Source organism: Amycolatopsis arida (assembly GCF_900115565.1).
GTDB classification, from domain to species: Bacteria; Actinomycetota; Actinomycetes; order Mycobacteriales; family Pseudonocardiaceae; genus Yuhushiella; species Yuhushiella arida.
Window position 1 is genome coordinate 470,764 of record NZ_FOWW01000004.1, and the last position, 19,513, is coordinate 490,276.

Annotated in this window: 19 protein-coding genes; 8 read left to right on the plus strand and 11 right to left on the minus strand. The window is 74.0% G+C overall.

The genetic code is table 11. From position 1 onward, the window contains the following. Positions 1–14: 14 nt before the first annotated feature. Positions 15–1,199 (minus strand): FAD-dependent oxidoreductase, encoded by a 1,185-nt coding sequence (locus BM051_RS15270; RefSeq protein WP_243859850.1) that lies wholly within the window; start codon positions 1,197–1,199, stop codon positions 15–17. Positions 1,200–1,499: 300 nt separating this feature from the next. On the opposite strand from BM051_RS15270, the gene BM051_RS15275 reads away from it, so the two are divergent. After that, positions 1,500–2,111, plus strand: coding sequence for a DUF5134 domain-containing protein (locus tag BM051_RS15275; protein WP_092530789.1), 612 nt, complete (start codon positions 1,500–1,502; stop codon positions 2,109–2,111). Positions 2,112–2,141: 30 nt separating this feature from the next. Continuing rightward, a complete protein-coding gene (locus BM051_RS15280; RefSeq protein ID WP_092530790.1) occupies positions 2,142–2,360 on the plus strand; it encodes a PLDc N-terminal domain-containing protein in 219 nt (72 codons plus the stop codon). Between the two features lie 6 nt (positions 2,361–2,366). Here BM051_RS15280 and BM051_RS15285 read toward each other — a convergent pair whose 3' ends face one another. The 5 genes from BM051_RS15285 to kstD all read right to left on the minus strand — a co-directional run bounded on the left by BM051_RS15285 (position 2,367) and on the right by kstD (position 7,575). Then, positions 2,367–3,230, minus strand: coding sequence for a MaoC/PaaZ C-terminal domain-containing protein (locus BM051_RS15285; RefSeq protein WP_092530791.1), 864 nt, complete (start codon positions 3,228–3,230; stop codon positions 2,367–2,369). Positions 3,231–3,246: 16 nt separating this feature from the next. After that, positions 3,247–4,293: a ferredoxin--NADP reductase gene (locus BM051_RS15290; protein WP_092530792.1), complete on the minus strand. Its 1,047-nt coding sequence runs from the start codon at positions 4,291–4,293 to the stop codon at positions 3,247–3,249. Next, the gene (locus BM051_RS15295) at positions 4,286–4,549 is read right to left on the minus strand and encodes a hypothetical protein (protein ID WP_092530911.1); all 264 of its coding nucleotides are present in this window, start codon (positions 4,547–4,549) and stop codon (positions 4,286–4,288) included. Before BM051_RS15295 ends, BM051_RS15290 begins: the two co-directional genes overlap by 8 nt. 159 nt (positions 4,550–4,708) lie before the next feature. After that, positions 4,709–5,860 (minus strand): 3-ketosteroid-9-alpha-monooxygenase, oxygenase component, encoded by a 1,152-nt coding sequence (locus tag BM051_RS15300; protein ID WP_092530793.1) that lies wholly within the window; start codon positions 5,858–5,860, stop codon positions 4,709–4,711. Beyond that, complete coding sequence (kstD, locus tag BM051_RS15305) at positions 5,857–7,575, minus strand: 3-oxosteroid 1-dehydrogenase (protein ID WP_092530794.1); 1,719 nt, start codon at positions 7,573–7,575, stop codon at positions 5,857–5,859. The genes BM051_RS15300 and kstD overlap by 4 nt, the downstream gene beginning before the upstream one ends. A gap of 141 nt (positions 7,576–7,716) precedes the next feature. On the opposite strand from kstD, the gene BM051_RS15310 reads away from it, so the two are divergent. The 6 genes from BM051_RS15310 to BM051_RS15335 all read left to right on the plus strand — a co-directional run bounded on the left by BM051_RS15310 (position 7,717) and on the right by BM051_RS15335 (position 13,805). Further along, a complete protein-coding gene (locus BM051_RS15310) occupies positions 7,717–9,342 on the plus strand; it encodes an FAD-binding protein (protein WP_279587073.1) in 1,626 nt (541 codons plus the stop codon). A 152-nt stretch (positions 9,343–9,494) separates the two neighbouring features. Beyond that, a complete protein-coding gene (hsaA, locus tag BM051_RS15315; protein ID WP_092530912.1) occupies positions 9,495–10,670 on the plus strand; it encodes a 3-hydroxy-9,10-secoandrosta-1,3,5(10)-triene-9,17-dione monooxygenase oxygenase subunit in 1,176 nt (391 codons plus the stop codon). Positions 10,671–10,672: 2 nt separating this feature from the next. After that, positions 10,673–11,521, plus strand: coding sequence for a 4,5:9,10-diseco-3-hydroxy-5,9,17-trioxoandrosta-1(10),2-diene-4-oate hydrolase (gene hsaD / locus BM051_RS15320; protein ID WP_177216935.1), 849 nt, complete (start codon positions 10,673–10,675; stop codon positions 11,519–11,521). Between the two features lie 2 nt (positions 11,522–11,523). Further along, positions 11,524–12,429, plus strand: coding sequence for an iron-dependent extradiol dioxygenase HsaC (gene hsaC / locus BM051_RS15325; RefSeq protein ID WP_092530797.1), 906 nt, complete (start codon positions 11,524–11,526; stop codon positions 12,427–12,429). A gap of 24 nt (positions 12,430–12,453) precedes the next feature. Then, complete coding sequence (hsaB, locus tag BM051_RS15330; protein ID WP_092530798.1) at positions 12,454–13,020, plus strand: 3-hydroxy-9,10-secoandrosta-1,3,5(10)-triene-9,17-dione monooxygenase reductase subunit; 567 nt, start codon at positions 12,454–12,456, stop codon at positions 13,018–13,020. A 38-nt stretch (positions 13,021–13,058) separates the two neighbouring features. Then, positions 13,059–13,805, plus strand: a complete 747-nt coding sequence (locus tag BM051_RS15335; RefSeq protein WP_177216936.1) for an SDR family oxidoreductase — start codon at positions 13,059–13,061, stop codon at positions 13,803–13,805. On the opposite strand, the gene BM051_RS15340 is transcribed toward BM051_RS15335, so the two are convergent. From BM051_RS15340 to BM051_RS15360, 5 genes are read right to left on the minus strand one after another with little or no spacing between them, the layout of a single operon-like run. After that, positions 13,787–14,866 (minus strand): acyl-CoA dehydrogenase family protein, encoded by a 1,080-nt coding sequence (locus tag BM051_RS15340; RefSeq protein WP_092530800.1) that lies wholly within the window; start codon positions 14,864–14,866, stop codon positions 13,787–13,789. The genes BM051_RS15335 and BM051_RS15340 overlap by 19 nt on opposite strands. Further along, positions 14,866–15,849 (minus strand): acyl-CoA dehydrogenase family protein, encoded by a 984-nt coding sequence (locus BM051_RS15345; RefSeq protein ID WP_092530801.1) that lies wholly within the window; start codon positions 15,847–15,849, stop codon positions 14,866–14,868. Before BM051_RS15345 ends, BM051_RS15340 begins: the two co-directional genes overlap by 1 nt. Then, the gene (locus BM051_RS15350) at positions 15,846–16,991 is read right to left on the minus strand and encodes an acyl-CoA dehydrogenase family protein (RefSeq protein WP_092530802.1); all 1,146 of its coding nucleotides are present in this window, start codon (positions 16,989–16,991) and stop codon (positions 15,846–15,848) included. The genes BM051_RS15345 and BM051_RS15350 overlap by 4 nt, the downstream gene beginning before the upstream one ends. A gap of 5 nt (positions 16,992–16,996) precedes the next feature. Further along, positions 16,997–17,887, minus strand: a complete 891-nt coding sequence (locus tag BM051_RS15355) for an enoyl-CoA hydratase (RefSeq protein ID WP_092530803.1) — start codon at positions 17,885–17,887, stop codon at positions 16,997–16,999. Beyond that, the gene (locus tag BM051_RS15360) at positions 17,887–19,461 is read right to left on the minus strand and encodes a FadD3 family acyl-CoA ligase (protein WP_092530804.1); all 1,575 of its coding nucleotides are present in this window, start codon (positions 19,459–19,461) and stop codon (positions 17,887–17,889) included. Before BM051_RS15360 ends, BM051_RS15355 begins: the two co-directional genes overlap by 1 nt. Positions 19,462–19,513 lie beyond the last annotated feature (52 nt).

The window sequence follows — 19,513 nt, forward strand, 5'->3', positions numbered from 1 at the left end:
TCCGCTGGCCGCGGTCAGCCGTCGGCGGGCTCCTCTGGCAGGCGGGTGTCCCAGTCGAGGAGGCGGGCCAGCTCCTCGTCGTCGGGGGGCCGGCGGGCGGGCGCCGCGCTCTCGGTGGGGAAGGGGGTCGGGTTGGCGGGGTCGTCCGCGGTGAGGTGGGCGCTGACGGCCATGTTGTGCTCGACGCGCGGCCTGCGGTGCCAGTCGTAGCGTCGCAGTGCTGCTGGGAGGGAGGCCGCCTGGAGGGAGCCCGCGTCGCGCAGCGCCTTCGCCAGGACGACGGCGTCCTCGAGCGCCATCGAGGCGCCCTGGCCGGTCGCGGGTGAGGCCGCGTGGGCGGCGTCGCCGACGACGACGCAGCGGTGGCCGTGCCAGCGGATGGCGGGGGTCAGGTGCAGGGCGTTGGTCACCATGAGCTGGTCGCCGGTCGCCGCGACGATGTCCGCCGCCGGGGTGGCGTCGGGCGTCAGCAGGGGGAGGAGCCGGTCCCGCCACCCGGCCGGGGCCGTGCCGGCGACCTCCTCGGCCGTCACCGCGGGACCGGGCACCCTGGCGAACCAGAAGGTCTCTCCCGCCGGTGAGGTCAGGTAGCCGAAGGCGGCGCCGCTGCCGCGGATCATGGTGATCCGCTCCGGCTCGGGGTGGAGCCGTGCCGCCGTGGTGTACCCGTAGAACACGCTCTGCCCCGCATACCCCGGTCGGACGGCCGGATCCAGGTGTGACCGCACGGCGGAGTGCAGCCCGTCGGCCCCGACGAGCAGGTCGGCGCTCGCCGAGGTTCCGTCGGCGAACGTGGCGGTGACGCCCGCCGTGTCCTCGGTGACGGTGGTGAGCCGGGCCCCGTGCCGGATCGGGATGCCCCGCTGCCGGGTCTCCCGGACGAGTGCCGCGGCGAGCTCGGCGCGGCGGAGGCAGCGGTAGCGGGTCAGCGCGTGGTCGTGGTCGCCCAGCGGCGCGGTCATCAGCTCGGTGCCCGTGGCGTCGAGGACGCGCAGCGTGGTGATGGCAAAGCCGGCGGCGGCGACCGGCTCCGCCGCGTCGAGCTGGGCGAGCGCGCGCATCCCGTTGCTGGCCAGGGTGAGGAACGCCCCGATGTCCGCCCCGGTGTCCGGGTGCGCCTCGTACACGGTGACCTCGAACCCGGCCCGGCGCAGGGCCAACGCCGTGGCCGCACCGGCGATCCCGGCGCCGATCACCATGATCCTCACGTCCCGTCTCCTCCCGCTGGCCCGGTGGCCACCGGACGTTCCGGTCCCACCGGCCAGGCCCCGCACGGCCATCAGGCTAGGCCAGGTGGCTGTCGCGGCCACCGACACCGTGCGGCCGGCGGTGAGCCGCCCGTCACCCCGCGGCGTCGGGACGCCCGGGTGGCTCCCGCGACGTCCGGGTCGCCCGTTTGCCGGCTGGTGCCCGCGCCGCGCGCGCTGCCACCGTCGACACGGACGGGTCGGCGGTGGTGAACGGAGCGTGGCATTGGCCGGGTGTGGGGGTGGCGCGTCATGACCGTGCCGGTGGTCGTGTCGTGGCTGCTCACCGGAGTGTTGTTGCTGCTGGCCCTGCCGTGCCTGCGGCGGCTGACCCGGCCGGGCCACGGCCCGCTGCGCCACGAGGACCTGGCCGAGCTGCTGCTCGTGCTGGCGATGGCCGCCATGTTCTCGCCCGTCGGCGGGCCGATCCCGGCCGCCGGCTGGCAGGCCGCGTTCCTGCTGCTGGCCGGCCGGTTCGGCTGGGTGTGGGCGCACCGGCGGCTCACCACGGATCCCCGCCCGGCCGGCGAGTGCGGGCATCTCGCGCTGTCCGCGGTCGCGATGCTCTACATGGTCACCGCGATGCCGCACGGAACCGACAGCACGCACGGACCGTGGCTGACCATGGCCGAGCCGGTCGGGCCGGTGGCCTGGCCCGCGGTCGCCGTGGCGGTCGTCGGCTACTTCACCCTCGACGCGGTGTGGTCGGGCACGCGGGCCGTGCGCCACCACCGCTCCCGCCCGCCGGACGGTGGCCGGGACGGCACGGCGCGGGACGCGCTCGCGCGGGATGCCACCGCGCGCGCCGTCAGTCGTGGCGTGATGGGACTGGCGATGGGCTATATGCTGGTCACCGCGTTGTGATCGGACGGTGACCGAGTCGGAGGGGTGGGTATGGCGAAGCGGAGCTGGGGTGAGCTGTCCCGGGCCCGGCGGACCGCGTTCGTGGTGGCCGGCGCCGTCCAGCTGGGGCTGGCCGCGGCCGCCTGGTGGGACCTGGCCCGCCGGCCGGCCGAGCGCGTCCGCGGCGCCAAGCGGGTCTGGGCCGCGGTGATCGGGATCAACTACGTCGGGCCGCTGGCCTACTTCCGCTGGGGCCGCCAGCCCCGCTGAGCCCGCTCAGTCCACCGTGGTCAGCACACCGTCGGCGAGCACCGGCGCGTCGTCGCGCTCGGGCACGCTGGTGGTGACCACCAGCCGTGCGCCGTCTCGCCAGAGGCGCACCCGCAGGGTCTCCCCGGGCAGCACGATCCCGGCGAACGTGGCCGACCACGACCGCACCCTGGCGACGTCGGCGTCCAGCACCGTGTCCACCACCGCCTTGGCCACCATCCCGTAGGTGCACAGGCCGTGCAGGATCGGCACGTCGAAGCCGGCGGCGCGGGCGAACTCGGGGTCGACGTGCAGCGGGTTGCGGTCACCGCAGAGCCGGTACAGCAACGCCTGCTGCGGCAGGGTGGGAACGTCCACGGTGGCGTCCGGCGCCCGGTCCGGCGGCGGGACCCGCTCCGACGTGCCGCGGTGCCCGCCGAACCCGCCCTCGCCGCGGGCGAAGATGCTCGACCGCGTCGTCCACAACGGTCCACCGTCCTGATCGGCCACCGCGGTCTCCTGGACGATCACCGCGGCAGAGCCCTTGTCCAGCACGTCGACGATCCGCGGCCGGGCCACCGCCTTGCCCTCAACCGGGATCGGCCGGTGCACGGTCACCGCCTGCCGGCCGTGCACCACCTTCGCGAGGTCCACCTCCACCCCGGGGAACGACACCGACGGTGGCTCGAACGTGCGCAGGTTCGGCGCGACGGTGGCGAACGTCGGCAGCACCCGAAGGTCGGCCTCGTAGGCGTAGCGCAGCTCGCGCGGGTCGGTGGGGCGGGCACCGGCGCCGAGCGCCAGGTGGTACAGCAGCACGTCCGACGCCGTCCACGCGAACGGCAGCTCGTCCAACTCGGCGCCGATGGCGACCGTGGGGTCGATGGGCATGCGGGCTCCTACTCGCCTACTCGTAGCTCACCGAGATCTCGTCGGTGACCGGCACCGACTGGCAGGCCAGCACGATGCCCTCGTCGATGTCCTCCGGCTCCAGCACCTCGTTGTGCAGCATCTTCACCTCGCCCGACACCAGCCGGCAGGCGCACGCGCTGCACTGCCCCTCCCGGCAGGAGAACGGGACGTCGAGGCCCCGCTCCAGCAGCAGGTCGAGCAGCCTGCGGTCCCGCGGCCAGGCGAACTCGTGCCGGGCCCCGTCCAGCTCGACCTCCACGGTCGCCGGCTGCTCGGTCGGCTCCGTCGGCGCCGCCGCGGGCTCGGCGGGGGTGGTCGTCTCGAACGGGTTGCCGCCCAGCGACACGAACTTCTCGGTGTGGATCCGGGCCCTCGGCAGCCCCAGCGCCTTGAGCGCCGTGGTGGTCGCGGTCATGAACGGGCGCGGCCCACAGACGAACGCCTCGCGCTCGGCGAACGGCGCGGCCAGCGCGCGCAGTCGCTCGGTGTCCGGCAGCCCCTGCACGCTCTCCAGCCAGTGCACCACGGTGAGCCGGTCGGGGTGGGCGGCGGCCAGCTCCCGCAGCCGGCTGGCGAAGATCACCGATCGCTCGTCGCGGTTGGCGTAGACCAGCACGAGCCGCCCCGAGCCGCCGACCAGCACCGACGTGACGATCGACAGCACCGGGGTGATGCCGCTGCCGGCGGCGAACAGCAGCAGGTCGGTGTCCAGTGAGGCGGGGGTGAACACCCCGCTGGGCGGCAGCACCTCCAGCTCACCGCCGGCGGTGACGTTGTCGCAGATCCAGTGCGACGCGTAGCCGCCCTCGGTGCGCTTGACGGTCACCCGCGGTGGCTCGCCGGTGAGCGGGGAGCTGGACAGCGAGTAGCACCGGGCCACCGAGCCGCACCGGTCGCTCGGCACCCGTACCGTCAGGAACTGGCCGGGCCGGTAGGTGAGCTGGTCGGCCTGCTCCGGGGTGGGCGCGAAGACGATCGACCGGGCCTCGGCGGTCTCCTCGACCACCTCAACCACCCGCAGCACGTGCGAGCGCTCACCCATCCGTCGACACCGCCAGCCGCCCGTCGCGCACCGCGCCGGCGATGCTCTCGGCCAGCCGCTCGCAGGTGTCCAGCAGCGCCGGATGCGTCCCGGCCGCCACCCGCTCGGCGAACACCGGGCAGCTGCTCGCCGCGTCGGTGGTCCACTGGATGCTGGTGTGCTTCGGGCTGTTCTTCCTCACCAGCACGCACGTCCCGCAGGAGGCGCACGGATGCGGCCGCAGCCCGGTGGCGAGGAACTCCCGCCGGTCGGCCAGGGTGTCCGGCCGCGCGGTCGGCGCGCCGAACGTGGTCCGCCCCCCGGGAACGTCCGGCCGCGTGCTCACCCCGCCCGTCATGCTCTTAGCCCCTCCTCCCTGGCGCTCGTCGGCGGTGGCGGCGAGATGCTGTGGTGAATGGTTCGCTCGCAAGCTCGCTCACACTCCAGCCTCGGCGCCCTGCTCGCGCTGCTGCCGGGTGAGGTTCTCCTCCACCTCGCGGGCCCACACCTCGTTCGCCCGCGTGGTGTCCACCTCGAACTCGAACCGCCTGGTCATGTCCTCGGTGACCTCGGCGACGTCCACGTAGAACTGCTCGTACCAGCGGCGGAGCTGGTAGACAGGGCCGTCCTCCTCGCACAGCAGCGGGTTGTCGATCCGGGTCTTGTTCCGCCAGATCTCCACGTCCTGCATGAACCCGACGCCGATGCTCTCGGCGAACTTCGCGGCGATCTTGTCCGCCTGCTCGTCGGAGACGCCGGGCAGCTTCTTCACGATCACGCCCCACTGCAGCACGAACGAGTTCGCGGTCACCGGGTAGTGGCAGTTGATCAGGACGTTCTCCACCTCGAAGCCCTTGTACGTGTTCAACAGCTTGTTGATCATGTATGAGGGGCCGAAGTAGGACGCCTCGGAGCGCAGCAGGTTCTCCTCGCCGCCGTAGTTGGACGCCATCCCGACGTCCGGCCGCCCCTTGGTGTTGAGGTACTGCGTGGCAATGTGGCCTTCAAAGACGTTCTTGAAGTACGTCGGGAACGCGAAGTGGATGTAGAAGAAGTGCGCCATGTCGACGATGTTGTCGACGATCTCCCGGCAGTTGGCGCCCTCGATGAGCACCGAGTCCCAGGTCCAGTTGCTCCACTCGCCGTTGAACACGCCCTCGATCCGCGGGATCACCACGTCCTCGGGAGGCGGGTTGCCCTCGGGGTCGTGCCAGACGAACAGCTGCTTGTTCTCCTCCAGGGTGAGCCACGAGCGGGTGCGGGCGCGCAGCGGGACGCGCTTGGCGTACGGGATGGACACGCACCTGCCGTTGCCGGCCCACCGCCAGTCGTGGAACGGGCAGGCGATCTCGTTGCCCTTGACGGTGCCCTGGGTGAGGTCGCCGCCCATGTGCCGGCAGTAGCCGTCCAGCACGTTGAGCTTGCCGTCGCCGCTCTGGAACACCACGAGCTTGGTGCCGAACGCGTTGATCGCGTGCGGTCTGCCGTCCTTGAAGGTGTCCGCGAGCCCGAGGCAGTGCCAGCCGCGGGCGAACCTGGTCGGCGGGGCGCCCGCGTCGATCATGCGGACGGCGTTGCCTGACGTCATCGGTGACCTCCACCTGCCTGCTCGGCGGCCGTTGGGCCGGTCCGATTCTTGATCGCCAGGTGCTCGGCGGCAAGGTAGCCGAACACCATGGCCGGTCCGATCGTCGCGCCCGGTCCGGCGTAGGTCCGCCCCATCACCGCGGCGCTGGTGTTGCCCGCCGCGTACAGCCCCTCGATCACCGAGCCGTCCTCGCGCAGCACCCTGGCGTGCGGGTCGATCCGCAGACCGCCCTTGGTGCCGAGGTCGCCGGGCACGATGCGGACCGCGTGGAACGGCGCGACCTCGAGCGGGCCGAGGCTGGGGTTGGGCCGGTTGCGCGGGTCGCCGTAGTAGTGGTCGTAGACGCTGCGACCGCGGCCGAAGTCCTCGTCGACCCCGGCCCTGGCGAAGCCGTTGAACCGCTCGACGGTCGCGACCAGCGCCTCGGCCGGCACCCCGATCCGCTTGGCCAGCTCGGCCAGCGTGCCGGCCCGTGCCGCGATCCCGGCGTCGAACCACCGGCTCGGCAGCGGTTGCCGGGGGCCGAGCCCGGTGAACATGTACCGGTTGCGGTAGCGCTGGTCGAACACCAGCCACGCGGGGAGGTTCTCGGCCGGTCCTTCGCCCGGCCCGTACATCGCGTGCACCGCCTCCACGTACGGCGCGGACTCGTTGACGAACCGCCGCCCGCGGGCGTTGACGATGAGGCAGCCGGGTCGGGATCGCTCGGCCAGCGCGAACCACGGCCCGCGGGGCAGCGGGATCGACGGCCCCCACCAGGCGTCGTCCATCAGGTCCACCGCGGCGCCCAGGTCCATGCCGGCGAGGATCGCGTCGCCGGTGTTGGCCTTCGCGCCGACCGTCCACTCGGTGCCGATCGGCGGGCGCTGGTAGGTCCCGCGCATCCGCGCGTTCCACTCGAACCCGCCGGCGGCGAGCACCACGCCGCGCCGGGCGCGCAGCAGCGTGCGGCGGCCGTCCCGCTCGACGACCACCCCGGTGACCCTGCCGTTCTCGTGCTCGCCGTCCCGGTGCAGCTCCACGAGGGGGGTGTTCAGCTCGACCGGCACCCCGGCGCGCAGCAGCCCGGCGCGCAGCCCCGCGGCCAGCGCCTGGCCGAGCGACAGCAGCCGCCGACCGGTGACCCGGCCGGCCGCCGCGCGCAGGCCGAGACCGGCCATCCGGGTCAGGCCGCGCGGGTGCCGGGCGAGCAGGCTCAGCCAGCGGAAGTCGGCCTGGGTCATCGGCACGCCCGGGGGGAGCGCGCCGTACGGCGGCTCGAGGTTGGCCAGCTCGGCGCCGAGCACCCGGCCGTCCAGCGGACGCGGCTCCACCGACCGGCCACCGGGCCGGCCGCCCGGTGCCTCCGGGTGGTAGTCGGCGTAGCCGGGTACCCAGCGCAGCCGCAGCGGGGTGTGCCGGTGCACCAGGCGCACCACCTCCGGCCCGCGGTCGATGTAGGTGTCCCGCAGCTCGGCGGGCACGACGTCGCCGACGATGCTGGCCAGGTAGGTCTTGGCCGCCTCGGGGGTGTCCTCCACCCCGGCCGCCCGCAGCACCTCGTTGCCGGGGATCCAGACACCGCCGCCGGATCGGGCCGTGGAGCCGCCGAAGCGGGCCGCCTTCTCGATCACCACGACGTCCAGCCCACGCAGGGCGGCGGTGAGCGCGGCGGTCATCCCCGCGGCACCGCTGCCGACCACCACCACGTCGACCTCGTCCCGCTGGTCGGCCATCGCACCTCCGCTGCTCCCGCGGTCCGTTCCCGCACGGCCGCGCCACCATGATCTGAAACCTGTTACAGGTCTTTCCGTGGCCCGGTCGCCACCTCGTCGTCACCATAGACGAGAACGTGTTTCAGTTCTAGGGTAACGGTCGTGGCTGATCGGGCTGAGGACATGGCGGACGTGATCGTCGTCGGGTTCGGCGCGGCGGGCGCCTGTGCGGCGCTGGAGGCCGCCGAGGCGGGGGCCGACGTGCTGGTGCTGGACCGGTTCGACGGCGGAGGGGCCAGCGCGGTCAGCGGTGGTGTCGTCTACGCCGGGGGCGGCACCGACCAGCAGCGCGCGGCCGGTGTCGCCGACACGGTCGAGGACATGTACGCCTACCTGGAGCTGGAGGTCGGCGACGTGGTGTCCGCGGAGACCCTGCGCGCGTTCTGCGCCGGCAGCGCGGACATGATCCGCTGGCTGGAGCGCCACGGTGTGCCGTTCGAGGGCAGCCTGTGCCCGGTCAAGACGTCCTACCCCAACGACGACCACTACCTGTACTACTCCGGCAGCGAGTGCTCCGGGCTGTTCCGGGGGGTCGCCCGCCCGGCGCCGCGTGGCCACCGGGCGAAGGGGCGGGGTACGTCCGGCACAGTGCTGTTCGGTCGGCTGGCCGCCGCCGCCCGGCGGCGCGGGGTGCGGGTGCTGCCGCGGACGAGGGCGCTGCGGCTGGTCACCGCCGACGGTGACGCGGTCACCGGGGTGGTGGTCGCGACGCTGCGGGACGCGCCCCGCCGGGTCCGGACCGCGCACCGGCTGCTCGCCCGCTACGCCACCAAGCCCGGCCTCTACGTGCCGGTGCTGCGCAAGGCGCTGCACCGGCGGGTGGTGGCGCTGGAGCGGCGGTACGCGCGCGAGGTGACGCTGTCCGCGCGGCGCGGCGTGGTGCTCGCCGCGGGCGGGTTCGTCGCCGACCGGGAGATGCTGCGCCGGCACGCCCCCGCCTACCGAGGCGGGCTGCCGCTGGGCACGCCGGCCGACGACGGCTCCGGCATCCGGCTGGGCACCGAGGTCGGCGCGGCCACCGCCGAGCTGGACCGGGTCTCCGCGTGGCGCTTCCTCACCCCGCCGAGCGCGTTTCTCGGCGGGGTCCTGGTGGACGCCGCGGGGCGGCGGGTGATCGACGAGTCGCGGTACGGCGCGGCGGTCGGGGAGGCGCTGATCACCCGGCACGGCGGCAGGGGCTGGCTGCTCGTCGACGCCCCGATCGTCCGCGCGGCGCGGCGCACGGCCCGCGGGGAGAGCCAGTGGTTCCAGTGGTTGCAGGCGCTGTACCTGCTGCGCCGGGGCCGGGTCAGCGACCGCACCCTCGCCGGCGTGGCCCGGCGGGCGGGCGTCGACCCGGACGGACTGGTGGCGACGGTGACCGCCCACAACGAGGCCGCGGCCACCGGCGCGGTGGACCCCGCGGGCAAGCCCGCCGAGTTCGTCCGCCCGCTGACCACCCCGCCGTTCTCGCTGATCGACGTGTCGATCCGGCCGAACGTCGGCTACCCGTGCCCGATGCTCACCCTCGGCGGGCTGGTGGTGGACGAGGGGACCGGGCAGGTCCGGGACACCGAGGACTCCACGATCCCCGGACTCTACGCGGCCGGCCGCTCGGCGGTGGGGATCTGTTCTCGCGCCTATGTGAGCGGTCTCTCGCTGGCCGACTGCGTGTTCTCCGGGCGAAGGGCCGGGGCGCACAGTGCCCGGTACAGCCGGCCGGAACTGGTCGAGAAAAGTCCACAGTAGACGGATCGACGCGGCGCGTTCCGCCTGCGCCGACTCGACAGAAACGAGAACATGTTCTAGTGTTTCGGTGGCGGCGATCGCGCCGCCGTGGCGGGGGTGCTCCCTCCGGGCACCGCCGAGTTGACGACGACGAGCAGGAGATGGGGCAGGTCATGACCGAGCAGGGCACCGCCGCGGTGATCGCGGGCATCCAGGAGCTGCTGCCCACGCTGCGCGACCGGGCGCAGGAGGCCGAGGACGCCCGGCGGGTTCCCGACGAGTCGATCAAGGCCCTGCAGGAGACCGGCTTCTTCAAGCTGCTGCAGCCGAAGACCTACGGCGGTTACGAGGCCGACCCGGTCACCTTCTACACGGCGGTGAAGCTGATCGCCAGCGCGTGCGGTTCCACCGGCTGGGTCGCCTCGATCCTCGGCGTGCACCCGTGGCACCTGGCGCTGTTCGAGCCGCAGGCGCAGGAGGACGTCTGGGCCGAGGACGTCGACACCCGCATCTCGTCGTCCTACGCGCCGATGGGCAAGGCGCGGCTGGTCGACGGGGGCTACCGGCTGTCCGGCCGGTGGAGCTTCTCCTCCGGCTGCGATCACGCCACCTGGGTGCTGCTCGGCGCGCCGGCGTTCGACGGCGACAAGCCGGTGGACTTCTGCACCTACCTGCTGCCGATCGCCGACTACGCCATCGAGGACGTCTGGGACACCGTCGGCCTGCGCGGCACCGGCAGCAACGACGTCATCGTGGACGACGTGTTCGTGCCCGCTCACCGGGCGCTGAGCTTCATGGCGACGTCGAAGTGCGTCACGCCGGGGCAGAAGGTCAACCCGGGCCCGCTGTACCAGCTGCCGTACGGCTCGGTGCACCCGAGCACGATCACCGCCCCGATCATCGGGATGGCGCAGGGCGCCTACGACGCGCACGTGGCCTACCAGCGCACCCGGGTGCGCGCGGCCTACGCCGGCGAGCAGTCCAAGGACGACCCGTTCGCCAAGGTGCGGATCGCCGAGGCGGCCAGCGAGATCGACGCGGCGTGGCTGCAGCTGACCCACAACATCGACGAGCTGTACCAGGCGGCGTGCCGGGGCGAGAAGCTGCCCTTCGAGACCCGGCTGCGGGTTCGCCGCGACCAGGTGCGCGGCACCGAGCGGGCGATCGCCGCGATCGACCGGCTCTTCGAGAACTCCGGCGGGCGGGCACTGCGGGTGGGTACCCCGATCCAGCGGTTCTGGCGGGACGCGCACGCCGGCCGGGTGCACGCGGCCAACGACCCCGAGCGGGCGTACACGATGTTCGGCACCGGCGCCTTCGGGCTGCCCGTCGAGAACGCGATGGTGTGACGATGGTGGAGGGCACGTTCGTCGAAACGTGGTCGGGGCTGCGGCTGCACTACCACGAGGTGGGCACGGAGCACCCCGAGACCGTGATCATGCTGCACGGCGGGGGGCCCGGTGCCTCGGCGTGGAGCAACTTCGGCCGCAACCTGCCGGTGTTCGGCAAGGAGTTCCGTACCCTCGCCGTCGACCAGCCCGGCTTCGGGCGGTCGGACAAGCCGACCGACCACCCGCAGTACTTCACGCACAGCGCGAGCGCCGTGGTGGGGCTGATGGACGCGCTCGGCATCGAGAAGGCCCACCTGGTCGGCAACTCGCTCGGCGGGGGCGCCGCGGTGCGGTTGGCGCTCGACCATCCCGACCGCGCCGGCCGGCTCGTGCTGATGGGGCCGGGCGGCCTGAGCGTCAACGTGTTCTCCCCGGACCCGACGGAGGGGGTGAAGAACCTCGCGCGGTTCGCCGCGCCGCCGGGGCCGAGCAGGGAGAAGCTCGAAGAGTTCCTCCGGGTGATGGTGTACGACCAGTCGCTGATCACCGAGGAGCTGGTCGAGGAGCGGTTCGCCGCGGCGAGCACGCCGGAGTCGTTGGCCGCGATGGCCGCGATGGGCGCGTCGTTCACCCGGCCGGAGACCTACGAGCAGGGCCTGCTCTGGCGCGAGGCGCACCGGCTGCGGCAGCGGGTGCTGCTGGTCTGGGGCCGGGAGGACCGGGTCAACCCGCTGGACGGGGCACTGCTGGCGCTGAAGACGATTCCCCGCGCGCGGCTGCACGTGTTCGGCCGGTGCGGGCACTGGGCGCAGCTGGAACGGTTCGCCGAGTTCAACCGGCTGGCCATCGACTTCCTGAAGGATGAGTGAGCATGGGTATTCGTTCCCTTGGTTACCTGCGCATCGAGGCCACCGACATGGCGGCGTGGCGCGAGTACGGGCTCAAGGTGCTCGGCATGGTCGAGGGCAAGGGCGCGGACTCGGACGCGTTGTACCTGCGGATGGACGACTTCCCGTACCGGCTGGTGATCGTGCCGGGGGAGACCGACCGGCTCGCCCAGGCCGGCTGGGAGGCGGCCACCGGCGAGGAGTTGGCCGAGGTCCGCCGGAGGCTGGAGGAGCACGGCGTGCCGGTGAAGGACGGCACCGCCGAGCTGCGCGCCGAGCGCCGGGTCGACGAGCTGATCACCTTCGAGGACCCCTCCGGCAACACGCTGGAGGTGTTCTCCGGCATCGCGTTGGAGCATCGCAGGGTGGTGAGCCCGTACGGACACGCGTTCGTCACCGGCGAGCAGGGGTTGGGCCACGTGGTGCTGTCCACCCACGACGACGAGGCGTCACTGCGGTTCTACCGCGACGTGCTCGGGTTCCGGCTGCGCGACTCGATGCGGCTGCCGCCGCAGCTGGTCGGGCGGCCCGCCGACGGGCCGCCCGCGTGGCTGCGCTTCCTCGGCTGCAACCCGCGCCACCACAGCCTGGCGTTCCTGCCGATGCCCACGCCGAGCGGCATCGTCCACCTGATGATCGAGGTGGGCAACACCGACGACGTCGGGCTGTGCCTGGACCGGGCGAAGCGGCGCGGCGTGCCCATGTCGGCCACGCTGGGCCGGCACGTCAACGACCTGATGCTGTCGTTCTACATGAAGACGCCCGGCGGGTTCGACGTCGAGTTCGGCTGCGAGGGGCGGCAGGTTGACGACGAGAAGTGGATCGCGCGGGAGAGCACCGCGGTGAGCCTGTGGGGCCACGACTTCAGCGTGGGCGCGCAGCAGTCGTGAGGTGGCGCTCGTGAGGTGGCGGGTATGACGGTGGCCGGCACGATCGACGCGGCGCGGTTCCGCGCCGTGCTCGGGCACTTCTGCACCGGGGTCACCGTAATCACCGCGCACGACGGCACCCGGCCGGTGGGGTTCGCCTGCCAGTCGTTCGCCGCGCTGTCGCTGGACCCACCGCTGGTGCTGTTCTGCCCGGCGCGGACCTCCCGGACCTGGCCGATCATCGAGGGGGTCGGGCGGTTCGCGGTGAACGTGCTGGCCGCCGACCAGCGGGCGGTGAGCGGTGTGTTCGGCGCGCGCGGCGAGGACAAGTTCGCCGCCGTGGCCTGGCGGGCCGCGGCCTCCGGCGCTCCGCTGCTGGACGGCGCGCTGACCTGGCTGGACTGCGCGGTGGAGGCGGTGCACGAGGCCGGTGACCACTTCGTGGTGGTCGGCAGGGTGCTGGAGCTGGGCGAGATCCGGGACGGGCGGCCGCTGCTGTTCTACCGCGGGCGCTACACCGCGACCGAGTCCGTACCGGCCGACGGCGACGGGCAGGTGCGCGAGGACCTCGCCGAGCTGCTCACCTGGCCCCGCCCGGACGACTGGTTCTGACGGGTGCCGACCGCGGCGGCGGCTACGATCATCCCGTGATGCCGGAGCGGGTGGCGGTGGTGACGGGAGCCGGGTCGGGGATCGGCCGGGCGGTGGCGACGACGTTGCTCACCCGGCGGTACCGGGTCGTGCTGGCCGGGCGGCGGGAGGGCGCGCTGCGGGAGACGGCCGCCGGCGCGTCCGAGGAGCACTCACTGATCCTGCCGACCGACGTCACCGACGCCGCCGCCGTGGCGGCGCTGTTCGAACGGGTCCGGCAGCGGTGGGGCCGGGTCGACCTGCTGGTGAACAACGCCGGGACATTCGGTCCGCGGGGGGCGGTCGACGAGATCGACCCCGACCAGTGGCGGGCCGTCGTGGAGGTGAACCTCACCGGGATGTTCCTGTGCGCCCACCACGCCGTCCGGCTGATGAAGACCCAGGACCCGTCCGGCGGTCGCATCATCAACAACGGCTCGATCTCGGCGCACGCCCCGCGCCCGCGCAGCGTCGCGTACACGGCGACCAAGCACGCGATCACCGGGCTGACCAAGTCCATCGCGCTGGACGGGCGGGCGTTCGGCATCGCCTGCGGGCAGATCGACATCGGCAACGCCGCGACCGAGCTGACCGCCGGCATCGCCGGTGGCGCCGTCCAGGCCGACGGCAGCGTCCGGCCGGAGCCGACCTTCGACGTCGAGCACGCCGCCCGCGCGGTGCTCTACATGGCGGACCTGCCGCCCGAGGCCAACGTCCCGTTCCTCACCCTCACCGCCACCGGCATGCCCTACCTCGGCCGCGGCTGAGCGCACTGGCGGAGCCGAGCGAGGTGCTCGTGCGGCTGGCCGAGCAGCTGCGCGCTGCCGTGGGCCCGCTTGAGGTACCGGTGCGCGGGGTGCTCCCAGGTGATCCCGATGCCGCCGTGCAGCTGGATCATCTCCGCGGCGACCGTCGACAGCGCCTCCGAGCAGTGCGCCTTCGCCACCGCCGCCAGCCGGGCCGGGACCGGCTCGGCGTCTCCGGTGCCGCCGCGGGTCAGCGCGTCGGCGGCGGCGAGGGCGGCCGAGCGGGCGGTCTCGGTGAGCACGTACAGGTCCGCCATCCGGTGCTTGAGCGCCTGGAAGCCGCCGATCGGCCGGCCGAACTGCTCCCGCTCCTTCGTGTACGCCACGGTGATCTCCAGGGCACCGGCGGCCGCGCCGGCCTGCTCGGCGGCCAGCACCGCGCAGGCCAAATCGCGCACCCGGGCCAGCGCCGGGCGGACGTCCCCACCCCCCAGCCGCCGGGCCGGCGCGCCGGTGAACGTCACCGTGGCCAGTGGGCGGGTCTCGTCCATGGTGGCCGTCCGCTCCCGCCGCACCGCCGGCCCCGCCGGGTCGACCTCGTACAGCCCCACCCCGGCGGCATCCCGGGCGACGACCAGCAGGACGTCCGCCCGGTCGCCGTCCGGCACGTAGTGCGCCGTGCCGGTCACCCCGCCTTCGGACGCCGAGCAGGCCACGGTGGACGGATCCCAGCGGCCCCCTTCCGGCACCCAGGCCAGCGCCGCGACGGCACGGCCCTCGGCGAGCCCGGGCAGCAGCCGGGCGGCCGCCGCGGTGTCGCCGGCGGCCAGCACCGCGGCCGTGGCCAGCACCGCCGAGCCGAGGAACGGCCCGCCGACCAGCTCCCGCCCCAACTCCTCGGCCACCACGGCCAGCTCCCGCGGCCCGGCACCGGCGCCGCCGTACTCCTCCGGGACGGCCAGCCCGGCCACCCCGACCTGCGCGCACAGCGTCTCCCACACGCGCGAACCCTCGGTGCGCCGCAGCACCGCGCGCACCGCCTCGGCCAGCGCGCGCTGCTCGTCCGTGACCAGGAGCTCCATCAGCCGGCCCGCCCCGCGCCGGCGGCGTCGAGCACCCGGCGGCGGTGCACGGCGGCCGTGCCCCAGGCCCCGACCAGCGCCCGCACCTTGGTCAGCCACAGCCCGAGCGGGTGCTCCAGGGTGTACCCGATCGCGCCGTGCACCTGCAGCCCGGTGCGCGCGGCCAGGTACGCCGCGTCGCCGGCGGCGACCTTCGCGGCGGCCACGTCCCTGGCCGCGTCCGGGGTCGGGCCCGCCAGTGCCACCGCCGCGCCGTACACCAGCGGCCGGGCCAGCTCCAGCCGGGTCACCACGTCGGCGAGCAGGTGCTTGACCGCCTGGAACTGGCCGATCTCCCGGCCGTACTGCCGGCGCTGCCGCGCGTAGGCCACGCTGGTGTCGAGCAGCCACTGGCCGGCGCCGAGCAGCTGGGCCGCCGTCGCCAGCGCGCCGAGCGCGAAGGCCCGCTCGGCGTCGGCCACCTCGCCCAGTACGGCACCGGGCTCGGCCACCCGCAGCCGTCGCGCGGGGTCCACGGAGGACAGTGCGGCGCCGGGGGAGAACGCGCGCAGCCGGGTCCCGTCCACCAGGACCCGCACCTTGGCCACGTCGGCGTCCAGCGCGTGGGGCACGTGCGGCGGCAGCACGACCGAGGCCCGCGTGTCGCCGATGGCCACGCCGGGCAGCCACCGCTCGGCGAGCTCACCGGCCACCAGCGCGGGCAGCACCGCCGTGCTGTCCACCCACGGCCCGGGCACGGCGTGATGGCCCAGCCGCTCGAACGCCACCACCAGGTCGACCGGCGAGGCGCCGAGCCCGCCCCACCGTTCCGGCACCGCCAGCGCCGGCACCCCGACCTCGGCCAGCGCCCGCCACACCCGCAAACCGGGCGCGGTGTCGCCGGTCGCCCAGGCCCGCACCGCGGCCGGAGTGTCCAGAGTAGAAAGGAGGTCGGTGAGGCTCGCGGCGAACTGCCGCTGCTCGGTCGACAGCGTGAACCTCATCGCGGCCCCCTGGGCAGCCCGAGCAACCGCTCGGCCACGGTGGTGCGCTGGATCTGGTCGGTACCGCCGTAGATCGGGCCGGCCAGCGCGAACAGCCACCCGTCCACCCAGCCGTCCGCGCCGCGCAGCTCCCCGGTCGGGCCGAGCAGGTCGAGCGCGGTCTCGTGCAGGTCGACGTCCAACCTGGACCAGAAGAGCTTGGCCACGCTCGACTCGGGGCCCAGCGTGCCGCCCTCGGCCAGCCTGGTCACCGTGCCGACCGTGTGCAGCTGGTAGGCCCGCGCGGCGATCCACGCGTCGGCCACCCGCTCGGCCAGCGCCGTGTCCGCGGGGTCGCCCACCCGGCGCCACTCCCGCACCAGCCGGTCGGCGGCGGCGAGGAACCGGCCCGGGCTGCGCAGCGACACCCCGCGCTCGTTGTTCGCGGTGGTCATCGCGATCCGCCAGCCCTCGCCCGGCGTGCCGATGACGTCGGCGTCGGGCACGAACACCTCGTCCAGGAAGATCTCGGCGAAGCCCGGCTCACCGTCGAGTTGCGCGATCGGCCGCACCCGCACGCCGTCCGCGCGCAGGTCAACCATCACGTAGATCAGTCCTCGATGCCGTTCGCTGCCGGGATCGCAGCGGAACAGGCCGAAGGCCCGGTCGGCGAACGCGGCCCGCGAGCTCCACGTCTTCTGCCCGGACAGCAGCCAGCCGCCGTCGACCCTGGTCGCCGTGCTGCGCAGCGCGGCGAGGTCGCTGCCGGCCTCGGGCTCCGACCACGCCTGCGCCCAGATCTGCTCGCCGCGCGCCATCGGCGGCAGCACCCTGCTCCGCTGCTCGGGTGTGCCGTGCGCGAACAGCGTCGGCGCCAGCATGGCGATGCCGTTCTGGCTCACCCGTCCCGGCGCGCCCGCCGCGTAGTACTCCTCCTCGAACAGCACCCACTCCAGCAGGCCGGCGTCCCGGCCGCCGTACTCGCGCGGCCAGGACACCGCCGACAGCCGTGCCTCGCCCAGCGTCCGCTCCCACTCCCGGTGCTGGGCGAAGCCCTCGGCGGTGTCGAACGACGCCAGCGGCCGACGTGGCACGTGCTCGGCCAGCCAGGCCCGCACCTCGTCGCGGAACGCCCGCGCCGACTCGTCGAGCTCGAGGTCCATGCTGGTCAACCCTTCCCGTCGCGCTCCTCGGCCGAGGAGTCCCGCATCGAGCCACCGTCCCGCATCGAGCGAGCGTCCTGCCCGGCCAGCGCGTCGCCGCCCACCTCGGCGTTGTGCGCGTGCGCGAGGTGGTGCAGGCCGAACGCCGCGTCCATCCCGCTGCGCAGGCCCATCAGGTCCTCGGCCTGGTTCACCGCCTTCTTCGCCAGCGCGAGGCCGAACCGGGGCATCGCCGCGATCCTCTCGGCCAGCGCGAGCGTCTCCGCGCGCAGCTCGGCGCGGGGCACCACCCTGGTGACCATGCCCCACTCCCGGGCCTGCCGGGCGGAGAACCGCTCGCCGGTGAACAGCACCTCCTTCGCCGCGCGGGGCCCGAGCACCCACGGGTGGGCGAAGTACTCGACCCCGGGGATGCCCATCCGCAGCACCGGGTCGGCGAAGAAGGCGTCCTCGCTGGCCACGATCAGGTCGCACACCCACGCCAGCATCAGCGCCCCGGCGATGCACGCGCCCTGCACGCTGGCGATGGTCGGCTTCGGGATCTCCCGCCAGCGCCGGCACATGCCCAGGTACACCTCGGACTCGCGGGCGAACCGCGCGTCGCCGCCGGCGGCGTCCACGTGGTCCCACCACAGCACGGCCTTGCGCTCGAACGAGACGTCGACGTCCCGCCCGGGGCTGCCGATGTCGTGCCCGGCCGAGAAGTGCTCCCCGGCGCCGGCCAGCACGATCACCTTCACCTCGGCGTCGTCCACCGCGCGCGCGAACGCCGCGTCCAGCGCGTAGGTCATCGCCGAGTTCTGCGCGTTGCGGTACTCCGGCCGGTTCAGGGTCACCAACGCGACCGGCCCGCTCCGCTCGTACCGCACCACCTCGTTGCCCGCGTTGCTCGCCATCACCGCTCCCGTTCCCGCAGTACGCGTTTGAGCACCTTGCCGGCGGCGTTGCGGGGCAGCTCCGTGCGGAACTCCACGTGCCGCGGCACCTTGAAGTTGGCCAGCTCTCGCCGGCAGTGCGCCAGGACGTCCTCGTCTGCCAGCCTGCTGCCCGGGCGGCGCACCACGAACGCCTTGCCGACCTCGCCGAGGCGGGCGTCGGCGACCCCGACCACCGCCGACTCGGCCACCCCGTCGAGCCGGGCCAGCGCCTGCTCCACCTCGGCCGGGTAGACGTTGAACCCGCCGCAGATGTACATGTCCTTGATCCGGTCGGTGATCGTGAGGTAGCCGCGCTCGTCGAGCACGCCGACGTCGCCGGTGTGCAGCCAGCCGTCGGCGTCGATCGCCGTCGCGGTGGCCTCGGGGTCGTCGAGGTAGCCGAGCATCGTGTTCGGTCCGCGCAGCAGGACCTCCCCGGTTCCCTCGGCGATCCGCACGGTGAAGCCGGCCGCCGCCCTGCCCGCGGTCCGCGCCACGGTCTCCGGGTCGTCGTCGGGATGGCACATCGTCGCCACCACCGCCTCGGTCAGGCCGTACGCGGTGAGCACCGTGTCGAAGCCGAGGTCGGTGCGCATCCGCTCGACGAGCACCACCGGCACGGTCGCCGCCCCGGTGACCGCGAGCCGCAGGCTGGACAGGTCGTGCCGGCCGCGCTCCGGCGCGTCGAGCAGCGTCGAGTAGATCGTCGGCGCGCCGGGCAGCACGGTCACCCGCTCGGTCTCGATGGCGCGCAGCGTGGCGGCGACGTCGAAGGTGCGGTGCGGCAGCAGGGTCGCCCCGCGCAGCAGCGCGGCCAGGATCCCGGCCTTGTAGCCGAAGCTGTGGAAGAACGGGTTGATCACCAGGTACCGGTCGTCGGCGCGCAGGCCCCCGCGCTCGGCCCACGCCGCGGCCACTCCGAGCGAGCGCCGGTGGCTGGTCATCGCGCCCTTGCTGCGCCCGGTGGTGCCCGAGGTGAACAGGATGTCGCTCACGTCGTCGGGGCCGACGGCGGCGGCCCGCCCGTCGGCGCCGGTCGGGTCGGCCCGGTCCACCTCCGCCCAGTCGAGCACCCCGTCCTCGGGGCCGACCGGCCCCTCCACGGGGACGCGGAGCACGGCGCGCTGTGGCGACAGGCCCGCGGCGCGCAGCTCGGCGAGCCGGTCCACGCCGAGGAAGGGGCCGGCGACCACCAGCGCGCGGGCCTCGCTTCGCGCGACGACGTCGCGCATCTCCGGGCCGGTGAACCGGGTGTTGACCGGCACCAGGGTGGCGCCGGCGTAGAGCGCGCCGAGCGCCGCGACGACCCAGTGGTGGGTGTTGGGTGAGCACAGCGCGACCCGGTCGCCGGGGGCGATCCCGTGCCCGGCGAGCAGTGCCGCGCACCGGCGGACCCGGTCGTGCAGCTCGGCGTAGCTCATCCGCACCGGGCCGTCGACGGGTGTCTCGTCCACCACCGCCTCGTGGTCGGGGAACCGCCGCGCGGCGCGGACCAGCGCGGCCGGGATGGTCTCCGCGGTGCTGTCGATCTCCGCGGTGCTGTCGACGCGCATGGCGGTCCCTTCACGACCCGGCTCGAGCGGACTCCTACCTAGCAAATGCTTG